Annotated in this window: 7 protein-coding genes and 1 pseudogene; 3 read left to right on the forward strand and 5 right to left on the reverse strand. The window is 28.2% G+C overall.

The features are described 5' to 3' along the window. Positions 1 to 41 precede the first annotated feature (41 nt). From N5A56_RS13780 to N5A56_RS13800, 5 genes are all read right to left on the reverse strand, one after another. Positions 42 to 695 (reverse strand): response regulator, encoded by a 654-nt coding sequence (locus tag N5A56_RS13780; protein WP_265725967.1) that lies wholly within the window; start codon positions 693 to 695, stop codon positions 42 to 44. Continuing rightward, positions 692 to 7,084 carry a PAS domain-containing protein gene (locus N5A56_RS13785; RefSeq protein ID WP_265725968.1) on the reverse strand — a complete coding sequence of 2,131 codons (6,393 nt, stop codon included), beginning with the start codon at positions 7,082 to 7,084 and terminating at the stop codon, positions 692 to 694. Before N5A56_RS13785 ends, N5A56_RS13780 begins: the two co-directional genes overlap by 4 nt. 108 nt (positions 7,085 to 7,192) lie before the next feature. Next, positions 7,193 to 9,049, reverse strand: a complete 1,857-nt coding sequence (gene glmS, locus N5A56_RS13790) for a glutamine--fructose-6-phosphate transaminase (isomerizing) (protein ID WP_265725969.1) — start codon at positions 9,047 to 9,049, stop codon at positions 7,193 to 7,195. Between the two features lie 21 nt (positions 9,050 to 9,070). Further along, a complete protein-coding gene (locus N5A56_RS13795) occupies positions 9,071 to 10,678 on the reverse strand; it encodes a DUF4270 domain-containing protein (RefSeq protein ID WP_265725970.1) in 1,608 nt (535 codons plus the stop codon). Positions 10,679 to 10,694: 16 nt separating this feature from the next. After that, positions 10,695 to 11,501, reverse strand: a complete 807-nt coding sequence (locus tag N5A56_RS13800; protein ID WP_265725971.1) for a glycogen/starch synthase — start codon at positions 11,499 to 11,501, stop codon at positions 10,695 to 10,697. A 97-nt stretch (positions 11,502 to 11,598) separates the two neighbouring features. Between N5A56_RS13800 and panC the strand changes: the two are divergent. From panC to N5A56_RS13815, 3 genes and pseudogenes are all read left to right on the forward strand, one after another. Then, positions 11,599 to 12,448 (forward strand): annotated as a pseudogene (panC, locus tag N5A56_RS13805) (pantoate--beta-alanine ligase). Positions 12,449 to 12,471: 23 nt separating this feature from the next. After that, the gene (gene panD, locus N5A56_RS13810; RefSeq protein ID WP_265725972.1) at positions 12,472 to 12,822 is read left to right on the forward strand and encodes an aspartate 1-decarboxylase; all 351 of its coding nucleotides are present in this window, start codon (positions 12,472 to 12,474) and stop codon (positions 12,820 to 12,822) included. A gap of 2 nt (positions 12,823 to 12,824) precedes the next feature. Further along, positions 12,825 to 13,778: a lysylphosphatidylglycerol synthase transmembrane domain-containing protein gene (locus N5A56_RS13815; protein WP_265725973.1), complete on the forward strand. Its 954-nt coding sequence runs from the start codon at positions 12,825 to 12,827 to the stop codon at positions 13,776 to 13,778. Positions 13,779 to 13,792 lie beyond the last annotated feature (14 nt).

Here is a 13,792-nt window from a genome sequence, read left to right on the forward strand (position 1 = left end):
CCCGGTGTTTATCTTTTTTTATTATTAACTAAATAAGTGTTTTATAAATCTAAAGAAGTTAACCCTTTTTGTATAGCATATTTAGTTAAATCTGGTATGGTGTGTAATTCAATTTTTTTCATAATATTATTTCTATGAACATCAATTGTTTTCGGACTTAAAAATAACACTTCTCCTATTTCTTTAGAAGATTTCCCTTCTGCAATTAATTGAAGTACTTCTTTTTCTCTAGAGCTCAATTGAGCTTTCTCTATAGATTCTCCTTTTTTAAGTTGATTAAGATAATCTTGATTTATATCTTTAGATAGATATCTTTTATTTTCCATAACAGTAGAAATAGCCGTTAATAACTCATCGGAGTCTCCATCTTTTAACAAATAACCAAAGGCACCTGCTTTAAACATTCCTTGAATAAATTGCTTACCAGAATGCATAGAAAGGCCAATTATTTTTATATCTGGTTCAATTTTATGTATTTGTTTTGCAGCTTCAATACCGTTTAAACCTGGCATTGCAACATCCATAACAATTATATTCGGTACTAATTTTGAGGCTACTTTTATAGCCTCTCTTCCGTCTGAAGCCTCTCCAATAATTTGCATGTTAGATCTTTGCTCAATTATATTTCTTAAACCATCTCTAAGCAATTTATGATCATCAACTAACACTATTTTAATTTCTATTAAATTGCTCATATAGATAAAGGTATAAAAATATTAACAGTTGTTCCTTTTTTTATTTCGGATGCTATTTCAAATCTTCCTTGTATGTTCTTAATTCTTTCTTGTACAGTAAACAACCCAAAACCAGAGCCAGTGTGTCCATGATAATTGTTTAGTTTAGAAGTATCAAATCCATTTCCATTATCAGTAAGAATAATATTAAGTCCAAATTTAGATTTATCAATATCTAAAGTTAATAAAGTTGCATTTGCATATTTAATAGCATTTTTTACAACCTCTTGTAAACATCTATATAATAATATAGATTTTAATTCACTCAAATCAATATCATCTACATTACTATTAATACTACATTTTATTTTATGAGTAGCTTCTACATTTTCGAACATCCAATTTAAAGCATCAATAATACCTAATTGATATAATACTGGTGGAGATAATTCATAAGTAATTTTTCTACTATTCTCTAGAGCTTCAGAAATATGTGTTTCTATAAATTTTAAATCTTCATCAATTTCTTTTAATTCTGGTTTTTTCTTTAACTCATTAATTTTCATTTTAGAAATTACTAAAGATTGACTTAAATGATCATGAATGTTTGAAGCTATTTCTTTTTTCTGCTTTTCTTCAATTAAGGTCATTTCAGTAGTCATTTCTTGCAGTGATGTTTGATATTCTTGAATTTCTTGTTTTGCAAGTATCCATTGTGTAATATCTCTTGCAGAAGTAACAAAATAACTAACTTCATTATCCTTAAGAATTGGAGATGATAAAAATTCTAACCAAACAAAATGCCCTTTTTTATGTCGAATTCTAAATGAAAATGCTTCAGTACTTAATTTAGCAAACACCTTGTTTTCCATGGCATATTTTAAAGCTTCTATATCTTCTTCGTGTACAATACTAAATACTTTTTTTCCTAAAAATTCTGATTGTTCATAACCTAATAAATTTTTAATTGATGGACTTATATATTTAAAAGTACTATCTGGTTCTTGTAAACAAATTAAATCATTAGAGTTATCTGTTAAAAGACGATACATTTCTTCTGCTTCTTCTATTTTTCTTTTTATTAATTTCTTTTCTGTAATATCTTGATTTGTCCCAGCCAAATAAATTACTTCTCCATTTTCGCCTAACACTGGCTTACAAATAGATCTTATAGTCTTTTCAATATTATCTGGTAAATTAATTCTGAACTCAATATCATAAGGTATACCTTCTTTTATAGCTCTGTTATCTACAATATTAAATAACTCCTCATCTTCTGGATGAATTCTACTTATTGCATTTTTATAATCTGGAGACCCACTATTAGAATCGAAACCCCAAATATCATACATTTCTTCTGACCACTCTTCTAATTCTGTTGAAGGATAAAAAAACCAACTACCCAATTTTGCTAATTTTTGAGCATTATTTAAAGAATTATTTAAATCAAAAAGTTTCTTATTTTGAGTATCTAACTCTTTTTGTCTTAATTTTTGCTCTGTAATATCCTGATTACTACCTGTTAAATGAATCAATATTTCATTATCTCGGTAAACAGATTTACAAATAGATCTTATCCACTTTTGTTCACCATTAGAACAGTTAATCCTAAATTCGATGTCATAAGAAATTCCTTTACTCGTTGCTAAACTTGATGCATTTAAAAATATTTTTCTATCATTAATATGAATTCGTTCTACAAAAGAATCAAAGTCTGGAACTCCAGACGCTGGATTTATTCCCCAAATTCTAAAAGTTTCATTAGACCATTCAGATTCTTGAGTATCTATATTAAATACCCAACTACCAACTCGTGCCAATTCTTGTGCTTCATTAAGTTTTTTTAAAGATTTATTCTTTTCTAACTCCGCTTCTTTTATATTTTGAATACTTTGAATACTAACTGGTACAGTTTTTTGTTCTATTTCTGTTTGAGGAATTGGAATGGAAACTATTGCCGCAAATTCATCACCTTCAAGAGTTTTGTAATTTACCTCTGAAGTAAATATTTTTTCATTATTCCAAATAGATTCCATAAGTTTTATAAATACCTGTGTGGTTCCTTCAGTAAATGTATTTGTTATATTGTTTAAAAAATCTTTATTACTTTTTGCTTTAAACAATTTTAAAGTTGATTTATTAACGCCATTAACCTTTAAGTTTTCAAGTAATGAAAACAATACTTCAGGGTACAATTCTAAATGTTTTACAATGTTAGGTATCTCTAATTTTTTAAGCTCATTTATTTGCTTAAAGACTAAAGTAAAATCTTCATCCCAAATAGAAACTGCAGAAGTCTCAAATATTCTTCTATAGTTTTCTTCTACGATTAAACGTTCTTCTTCAATTCTTTTTCTATCTGTAATATCTTTAGTAACTCCAAAAACACTCTCATTAGAGTTTTTTTCGAGAGCTACAATATGCAAATATCTAATTTCTCCACTTGGCCTAACCATTCTAAACTCAAAAGGAACAAACATGTTATCAATTAACAACGAACTTATACCTGCTTCAATTTTATGTAAATCTTCTGGAAACACAGTTTTAGAAACATTTGCATTAGAAGGGTAAAAACTTTCTCTAGTTACCCCATAAATGTTATACATTTCATCAGACCATTCTGCTTCATCTGTTTTCATATTCCAATGCCAACTTCCAACATGACTTAACTTTTGTTCTTCATTTAATGCCTTATTTAATTCGTTAAGCTCTTTACTTTTTGAGTCTAATTCTTGTTGTTTAAATTTCTGTTCTGTAATATCTTGCATTACACCTCTCCTACCAATAATTTCTTTGTTTTTATTATAAACTGGATGTATAAATGCTCTTAACCAAACTTCTTCATTTCTTAAGTTTACCATTCTTAACTCAATATCAAAAGGCAAACCTTTAGAATCTAATGTCATCGTAGATTTTGCAATTTTATTTTGAGATTCTTTATCGAAAAGAACAGCTATTTCTTCTCTAGAAGGTATCCCTTTTTTAAAATCAAAACCAAAAATATCATAAAGAGATTCAGACCAAACACGCTTTTCTGTTTTAATATCATCTTCTAAATAACCGATTTTTGCTAATTTACTTGCATCATTTTTAGAATATTCACTTTTTTCTAATAATTCTAAGGTTGCTCTAATTTTTTTACTCGATGCTTCTAATTTTTCTTGAGCTAATTTAGAGTCTGTAATATCCTGTAAAATTCCTCTTTTACCAATAATTTCGTTTTGCTTATTATAAATAGGTTGAGCTACATTTCTTATCCAAATTTCTCCTTTTTTAGGGTTGTTATACTTTAATTCTAAATCATAAGATTCTCCCTTAGTAAGTAAATTTTGTGTTACTCTCTCAAATTCAATTTTAGATTTGTTATCAAAATTATTCATAACACTACTCTGTTCTGGAATACCATCTTTAAGGTTAGAACCAAAAATTTCGTGCATAAAATCAGACCAAATTATAGATTCATTTACGATATCGTGCTCCCAATAACCAATTCTTGCTATTTTACTAGCTTCATCCATAGATAATTTTCTCTTTGCTAATAACTCTAATGATTCTTGACTTTTTAATTTAGAAGTTTCTAATTCAATTTGAGAATTTTTTTGCTGAGTTATATCTTGTAAAACACCTCTTCTACCAATAATTTCATTTTGTTTGTTATAAATTGGCTGAGCTACGTTTCGGAACCAAACTGTATTTCCTTTTAAATTAACTAATTTTAATTCAATATCATAGGGTTTCCCTTTTAACATCAAATTTTCTGTAGCTTCTTTAAATATTTTAAAGTACTTTTTACTTAAATGTTTTTCTAATACATCCATCTTTGGTATTCCATTTTTAGGATTAGATCCTACAATATTATGCAGGTTTTCTGACCAAATAATTTTATCTTTTATTTTATCAACTTCCCAATAACCTATTTTAGCTATTTTACTTGCTTCATTCTTAGAATACTCACTTTTTTCTAGTAAATTTAAGGTAGATTGAATTTCTTTTTTAGAATTCTCTAGTTCTATTTGTGCAAATTTAAACTCTGTAATATCTTGTAAAAGCCCTTTTCTTCCAATAAATTTATTTTGTGTATCATACATTGGCTGAACAATGTTTCTAACCCAAACTTCTTTGTTTTTCTCATTTATTAATCTTACTTCAATATCATAAGATGTTCCTTCAGCATTTAATTTTTGATTGGCTTCTTCAATCATTTTTTGTGATTTTGAATCAAAATATGATAAAAGTTTTTCTCTAGATGGTATACCTCCTTTAGGATCTACTCCAAAAATTTCATGATGATAATCTGACCAAACAATTTTAGATTTTTCAAAGTTATAATGCCAATAACCAATTTTAGCCATACTACTTACTTCATGCAAATCTGCCTCTTTCTTTGTTAGTAATTCTAAAGATGTTTGAATTTTTTCTTTAGAACGTTCTAACTCTAATTGCGCATTTTTAGATTCTGTAATATTATGTACTACACCTCTTCTACCTATAATTTCATCTTTATCATTAAAGACAAGGTGAACAACCATTCTTACCCATAATTCTTTTTGCTTATAGTTAATTAATTTTAACTCAATATCATAAGGAATTCTATTAATAGAAAGCATATTAGTAGACTCTATTAGTATTTTTTGAGATTCTTTATCATACAAGCTTACTAATTCTTCTCTTGAAGGTATTTCTTCTAATATAGCTAATCCGTAAATTTCATAAATATAATCTGACCAAAAAAACTTTTCTAAAGCTATATTATATTCCCAATGACCAATTTTAGCAATTCTACTAGATTCGCTTAGGGCATATTCTTTATTTTTTAATTGTTCTAATGATGATTGAACTTTTCGTTTAGAGTTCTCTATATTAAATTGCGCTTCCTTTGATTCTGTTATATTTTGCATAACACCTCGTCTACCAATAATTTCATTTTGTAAACTAAAAATGGGTTGTGCAATAATTCTTAACCAGAGTTGCTTATTATTTAAACTGATAGTTTTCAACTCAATATCATAAGCAACCCCTTTTTTAGATAGACTTTCTGTAGCTTCTGCCAATTTTACCTGAGATTTATCATCAAAAAGAGCAACATATTTATCTCTTACAAGTGGATTATCTTTGGGGTCTAATCCAAAAATTTGGTATATATATTCAGACCAAGTAACAATGTTGTTTACACTATCAAATTCCCAGTAGCCAATTTTTGCCATTTTACTAGCTTCATTTTTAGAATACTCACTCTTTTCTAACAAATCTAAAGATATTTGAATCTTTTCTTTTGCCATTATTCTTTGAGAAATATCTCTTGCTGATGTAATGATATAATTAAGTTTATTTTCTAAAAACACAGACGACGATGTGCACTCTAACCAAATAATATGTCCTTGTTTATGAATAGCTCTATAATAAAAAGCATCGTTTTTTACTTTTTTTAATACTCTTTCTTCAATAGATTTTTTAAAAAATTTGATATCATCTTTATGAATAATACTAAAACCTTTGGTTCCTAAAAGCTCTAAATGATCGTATCCTAATAAGTTTTTTATAGATGGGCTTATATATTTAAAAGTACTATCGTTTTCATGTAGACAAATTAAATCATTAGAGTTATCTGCAAGCAATTTATACATTTCCTCAGCTTTTTTTATCTCTTGAGAAGCATTATTAAATTTTTGCTTATATGAAAGTGTTTGAAATACATCTTTTAATTTTAAAAAACTTGAAAATGGTTCTTTTGAATCAAAATACTTTAAATAAATATAAAATAATAAACTATAAAAAACGGTAAAAACAGCTTTTGAAATAAGTCCCGAATTTAAAATTGAACTAAATTTCTCAAATTCCCAAAAAGCTAAAGTTGAGAATAAAATTGTATCAAAACTTACTACAAATAGCATTGTTAATAAAATCCTTAAAAATAGAGATTTAACATATCTTGAAATAAACTCGAAAATTATAATTAACAACAAAGAGTCTAATAGTAAAGCTAAAGCGCCTACAAATATTACTCTAGCATTTACATCAAAAAGTTTTGTTGATAAATTATGAGGGTTATAAGTAGAGTCATCTTTAAAATTCCATCCAAAAGTTTCTAAAAGAATTGTCATTATAACATTAATAATAAACAAGGCATAGATTATTCTTTTTGTTTCACTTGCATCTTCCTTTATATAAATTAATAATAAGGCAAAAAGTGAAGCAGTAAAAAATACTGATGAGCCTGGTGAAACTATAAAGTTATCTGTGATAGAAACATATACAGTGCTTGATAAAAACACTTGAACAAACTGAAAAAGCCCTAAACAAGCAAATAATGTTCCAATTCCTAATTGTTTTCTTAATTTAAATAATAAGAGAATTGTAAAAGCAACTAAAGTTCCTTGTAAAAACAAGATTGCTATTTGGCTATAATTCATAATTAAATTAGCTAGGGGTTATTTAATGTCTAAGATAAGTATAATTAGTAAATAAAAAAATCCAGCTTAAAAAGCTGGATTTTAATTTATTATATTAAATAAAATAAGTTATTCTACAGTAACCGATTTTGCTAAATTTCTAGGTTGATCTACATTTCTATCTAAAAGAACTGCAATATGATAAGATAATAACTGAAACGGAATAGTCGTTAACAATGGAGTTAATGCTTCTTCTGTATCTGGAATTTCAATTACATGATCTGCAATTTCTTTTACCTGTATATCTCCTTCTGTTACAACCGCAATAATTTTACCTGCTCTAGATTTAATTTCTTGAATATTACTTACTACTTTTTCATAATGTCCTTTATTAGTAGCAATTACAAAAATTGGCATATTTTCATCAATCAAAGCAATTGGACCATGCTTCATTTCTGCCGCAGGATATCCTTCTGCATGAATATAAGAGATTTCCTTAAGCTTTAAAGCACCTTCTAAAGCTACAGGGAAATTAAATCCTCTACCTAAATATAGGCAGTTTGTTGCGTCTTTATAAACAGCAGCTATGCTTTTTACATGTTCATCAATTTCTAACAGTTTTTCAATTTGTTTAGGAATTAATTGCATCTTTTTAATATAGTTTTCAAAAGCTACATCAGATAATGATTTGTTTGCCTTTCCTAATTTTAATGCTAGTAAAGTAAAAACTGTAATTTGGGTTGTAAAAGCCTTTGTAGAAGCAACTCCTATTTCTGGTCCTGCATGCGTATATGCTCCCGAATGCGTTTCTCTAGCAATAGATGAACCTACTACATTACAAACACCATAAACAAAAGCTCCTTTAGATTTTGCTAACTTAACTGCTGCTAAAGTATCTGCTGTTTCTCCTGATTGAGAAATAGCAATAACCACATCTTTTTCTGTAATAATAGGATTCCTATATCTAAATTCTGATGCATATTCTACTTCTACAGGTATTCTAGCCATATCTTCAATTAGATATTCAGCTACTAAACCTGCATGCCAAGAAGTACCACAAGCAACAATAATAACTCTATCTGCATTTAAAAATTTATCAAGATTGTCTTCTATACTAGACATCTTAATAATATTTTCTTCTGCCAACATTCTTCCTCTAAAAGTATCGGTAATAGCTTTAGGCTGTTCATGAATTTCTTTCAACATAAAGTGTTCATAACCTCCCTTTTCAATTTGTTCTAAACTCATTTGAAGTTCATGAACAATAGGGTCTACTATAGAATCATCGTTAATTTTACGAACTTCAACATCTTTTCCGACTTGTATAATTGCCATTTCTTCATCTTCTAAATAAATAGCATTTTTAGTATACTCAACAAAAGGAGATGCATCAGATGCAACAAAAAACTCTGTATTGTCTTCTCCAACTCCAATAGCAATTGGACTACCTAAACGAGCAACAACAATTTCATCGGGATTGGTTTTATCAAAAACAGAAATAGCATAAGCTCCAACAACATTAGTTAATGCTAATTGTACGGCCTTACCTAACTTACAACCTTCATTGTTTTTTACTTCTTGAATTAAATTTATTAAAACCTCAGTATCTGTATCACTTTTAAAAGTATAACCTCTAGTAACTAGTTCTTTTTTTATAGTATCATAGTTTTCTATAATACCGTTATGAACAATTACTAAGTTTTCAGATTGAGAAAAATGAGGATGAGAATTCACATCATTTGGAACTCCGTGAGTTGCCCAACGAGTATGTCCCATACCAATATAGCCTTGTTTTCTTTTATTTTCTAAATTCGTTATTTTTTCTAAATCAGAAACTTTTCCTTTAGTTTTAGATAAATGAATATCTTTTCCATCATACATCATGATTCCAGAACTATCATACCCTCTGTATTCTAGCCTTTTTAAACCATTAATTACTATTGGGTATGCTTTTCTAAAACCTATATAACCAGTAATTCCGCACATAACTTTTTTTATTTAAGGTTCTTATTTTTTCTCGGAAAATGTAATTTTTAACTGAGCTTTTTTATCGCCATTCCCTAGAGAATGATTATAAAGTGTAACCGCTTTAGGATTCCAACTTTTATAAGTAAAAATTGTATCTGTTGAGGCAGTTGGCATATCAGTTGAATTGAATACTTTTAATTTTAAGTCTGGAGAATAATTAGATTCACCGCTTAACAAATCAGAAACATAATCTGTTATTTTAAAAGTATATTTTTCTTTTTTTCCACTAGCATCTCTATCTAAAAAACCATCAATACCACCAAAAGAAGCTTCACTAGTAGCGTCTTTAATTTGTGTTAAAAGTGGGTTTAAAGCATTAGATTCATCACTCTTGTATAAAAATAATCTAAAAGGTGCAACAGTAGTATCTATAGATTGGTTAACATATAAAGTTAATGTAGCATCATTTACTAATAAATTTCTAGCTCTTAACTCTTCTATTTTATCTGCAATTCCATTATTATCTACATCAGGACCAAAAAGATCAATTTTAGCTTCACTACCTGCTGTTCCTTGAATCTTAACTTCATTATTAACAGGATACATCTTTTCTTCCATTTTAAACGAATTAGCTCTAACACCAGAAAAAGGGAAAGAATTATTTTGTCTAAAAGTTTTAATTGTATCACCTGTTTGATTATTTAATACAGTATTTGTATAATAAACTTCTATAGAAGGGTTTAAATCTGCAGTATTATTGATAAAATTAAACGAGACTAACGAACCTTCAGAACCACTTGCTTCAATTATAATCCCTCTAAAATAATCGTTAAATTCTTCTTGAGAATCAAATTCTGAGTCTGCATATTTATTTAAAAATAATTGTTTAAAAACTTCTTCTTTTAAAGGAATTCTAGCAAAAGGAATTGGAATAGAGCTATTAGATGTGTTTTCGTACTTAACTTCGTCTGTAGTTATAAGAACATTATGACTTGTTCTTCTTTTTACATAAATAACAGTATCGTTTTCACTTGGTATAAACTCAAAATTAATCTTATCATTTAATTCCGTTCCCTTTTTCTGAAAATCAAAATTAGAATAATAACTATTATTTTTAGAAGGATCTAAAGGGTCTAGTGAACTTAAATACGTATCAGATTCGTAAACATTAATATTAAAAGCTTTGGTTTTATCACCAATAATAGAATCTAAAGTATATGTAGGACCAGAAGAAGTAATATCTGTTAATGTAGCTTGATATGGTAACTTAATAAAAACTGTATCAATTGTAGTAACAATATTAGAAGTACTTGTTTGATACTTAGTAATAGTATCAGAATCAACCAATTCTAAATCTGTACTTATAGATAATTGAGATACAATTGAAGCTTCTAACTTCTCATAATTAGAATTTGCATAAACTCCTAATAAATATTGACCAGGTTCTTGACTTATATTATCAGATAAAACTCTTTCTACAATACTATTTTCTACTGTAATATCAACTGTTAATTCGTTAGTATTAAATTTAGTATTACTAATTACATTTGATCCAATATCTGTAAAATCTTTTTCACAAGATATAACTACTGCAAATAGAGATACAACTACCCCTATATAAACACTCTTTTTAAAAATTTTCTTCACTTTAAAAAACAATTAATTATTCTGATAATAAATCAGTATAAAAATTTAAATATGATTCTTTTAAATTCTCCGTTTGATACTCTAAAACTGGCACTTCTTTTTCTTCAATTAAAGAAATTAATTCTTCATCAATCGATTCACTTCCATGAATAATTGCATCAGAATTCTCAATTGCACTTTTTAAAATATTAGTATGGTTTGGTGTTTCTATAGTTGATATTTTATCATTGCTTGATAAATCAAATTTAACTTTATCAGCTAAACCTGAGCTTAATTCGCCGTCAAAACCACCGTTATATAAAGAAGTTACGATTTTACTTTCTGTAAATAATGGTTCTTCTTTATAAAACTCCTTTAAATAAAGTGGTAATAATGAGGCCATCCATCCATGAATATGAATAATGTCTGGAGCCCAGTTTAATTTTTTCACCGTTTCAACAACACCCTTTGCAAAGAAGATAGCTCTTTCGTCATTATCTTCAAATAATTCATCATCTTCATCAGTAAAAACTGCCTTCCTTTTAAAATATTCTTCGTTATCAATAAAATAAACCTGCATTCTTTCTTTAGGGATAGAAGCAACTTTAATTATTAATGGCATATCTATGTCATTTACAACCAAGTTCATTCCAGAAAGACGAATAACTTCATGTAATTGATGTCTTCGTTCATTTATTACACCATACCTTGGCATAAATATTCGGGTTTGAACTCCTTTAGAATGTGCGTTTTTAGCCGATGTGAAAGCTGTTGAGGAAAGTTCTGTTTCTGGTAAATACGGAACTACTTCTGACGATACAAATAAAATTCTCTTATCCTTCATTAAATCAAACTCTTTTATGAGATGGGCAAAAGTACAAATTATTATGCTAATATCGTGTTAAAATGGTAAGTTTGCACACATTTCACATAGTTTTAAGATGAATATTTTTAAGAAAAAAACGATTTAAAAGCCTATTTACAAGCACAAAGGCAAGAAAAAAGTACAATTGGGTTTGTACCAACAATGGGCGCCCTGCACCAAGGTCATTTGTCTTTAATTAAAAAAGCAAAGAAAAAAACGACTTGGTTGTGGTTAGTATTTTTGTAAATCCTACTCAGTTCGACAACAAAGAAGATCTAGTAAAATACCCAAAAACATTAAAAAACGATACTAAATTATTAGAAAGTGTGTCTTGTGATGTTTTATTTTTTCCTTCTGTAGAAGAAATTTATGAAAATAATATTTCATCAGAAAAATTTAATTTCGATGGTTTAGAACATCAGATGGAAGGGAAATTTAGAGATGGTCATTTCGATGGAGTTGGTACTATTGTAAAAACCTTGTTCGAAATTGTTGCTCCTAACAAAGCCTATTTTGGTGAAAAAGATTTTCAGCAATTGCAAATCATCAAAAAAATGGTAAAAAAACATCAATTAAAAGTAAAAATTAAAGGTTGTGCTATTTTTAGAGAAGAAGATGGTTTAGCAATGAGTTCTAGAAATACCAGACTTACGGAAGTACACAGAAAAGCTGCACCTTTTATCTACAAAACACTTAAAAAAGCACGTAAAAAATTTGGCACAGAAAATGCAACTAATATAACTGAATGGGTAGAAAATCAATTTAAAAAACACCCTTCTTTAAAGTTAGAGTATTTTACAATTGCTGATGAAAAAACATTAAAAACTGCAAAAAACAAAGAATCTAACACAAAATACCGTGCTTTTATTGCAGTATTTGCAGGAGAAATACGATTGATAGACAACATTTCATTAAAAAACCATTAACCAAAAAAAACTATTTTTGTAATATGTTAGTACAAGTTGTAAAATCAAAAATCCATCGAGTAAAAGTTACAGGTGCAGATTTAAATTATATAGGAAGCATAACCATAGATGAAGATTTAATGGATGCAGCAAACATTATTGAAGGTGAACGTGTTCAAATTGTAAATAACAATAATGGAGAACGTTTAGAAACTTATGCAATTCCTGGTCCAAGAGGAAGCGGAGAAATTACATTAAACGGTGCAGCTGCAAGAAAAGTTGCTGTTAACGATGTTTTAATTTTAATCGTTTATGGTTTTTTAGAATTAGAAGAAGCTAAAAAATTTAAACCAGCATTGGTTTTTCCAAACGAAAAAGATAATACACTTACATAGGTTTGAATATTAAAAAAATTTTAAAAGTAATACTACCTCTCGTTTTGGGAGGTTTTTTAGTTTGGTATTCGCTATCTAGTATTTCTTTAGAAACTCTTGGTAAATACTTTAAAGAAGCAAATTATACGTGGATTTTTCTTGGGCTTTTCTTCGGTATTTTAAGTCACCTTTCTAGAGCTTATAGATGGAAATTTATGCTAGAACCTTTAGGTTTTAAACCTAAATTTACAAATAGTGTTTTAGCTGTTTTAGTTGGTTATTTAGTAAACCTAGCCTTACCAAGAGCTGGAGAAATTTCTAGAGCTACTGTTATGGCTAATTATGAGAAAATTCCGTTCGAAAAAGGCTTTGGAACCATCGTAGCAGAACGTATTGCAGATTTAATAATGATGCTTTGCATTATTGCAATTACTCTTTTTGTTCAATTCGATTTTATTTACGATCTGTTAACCAAAAATTTTAATCCTACAAAAATCATTATTGGGTTAACTGTTGTTATTATTGGTTTTTATATTTTAACCTCTTTTGTAAAAAAAGCAGAATCCGGCATTCTTTTAAAAATAAAAAACTTTGTTGCTGGTCTAATAGAAGGTGTAACAAGCATCTTTAAAATGAAAAATAAATGGGCATTTATTTTTCACACCGTTTTTATTTGGGTAATGTATGTGGCTATGTTTTGGGCAACAATACCTGCAATTGAAGGCTTAGATGTTCCTTTTGGTGGAATTTTAATCGGTTTTATTGCTGGCGGATTTTCTATTGCAGCCACAAATGGCGGTATTGGTTTATACCCAATTGCTGTTGCTGGTGCATTAGCTCTTTTTGATATTCCTACAGAACCTGCAACCGCTTTTGGTTGGATTATGTGGACAGCCCAAACTGCAATGATTATTGTTTTTGGAGGACTTGCTTTTTTAATTTTACCACTTTACAATAACAAAAAAAACATTCAATAGTATTCTAATTAATT

The sequence above is a fragment of the Polaribacter ponticola genome (assembly GCF_026191475.2).
In the GTDB taxonomy this organism is placed as follows: Bacteria; Bacteroidota; Bacteroidia; order Flavobacteriales; family Flavobacteriaceae; genus Polaribacter; species Polaribacter ponticola.

Excerpts from the sequence above, each read along its gene's own strand:
- N5A56_RS13780 (WP_265725967.1), bottom strand. The coding sequence starts at position 695 with ATGAGCAATTTAATAGAAATTAAAATAGTGTTAGTTGATGATCATAAA.
- N5A56_RS13785 (WP_265725968.1), bottom strand. The coding sequence starts at position 7,084 with ATGAATTATAGCCAAATAGCAATCTTGTTTTTACAAGGAACTTTAGTT.
- glmS (WP_265725969.1), bottom strand. The coding sequence starts at position 9,049 with ATGTGCGGAATTACTGGTTATATAGGTTTTAGAAAAGCATACCCAATA.
- N5A56_RS13800 (WP_265725971.1), bottom strand. The coding sequence starts at position 11,501 with ATGAAGGATAAGAGAATTTTATTTGTATCGTCAGAAGTAGTTCCGTAT.
- panD (WP_265725972.1), top strand. The coding sequence starts at position 12,472 with ATGTTAGTACAAGTTGTAAAATCAAAAATCCATCGAGTAAAAGTTACA.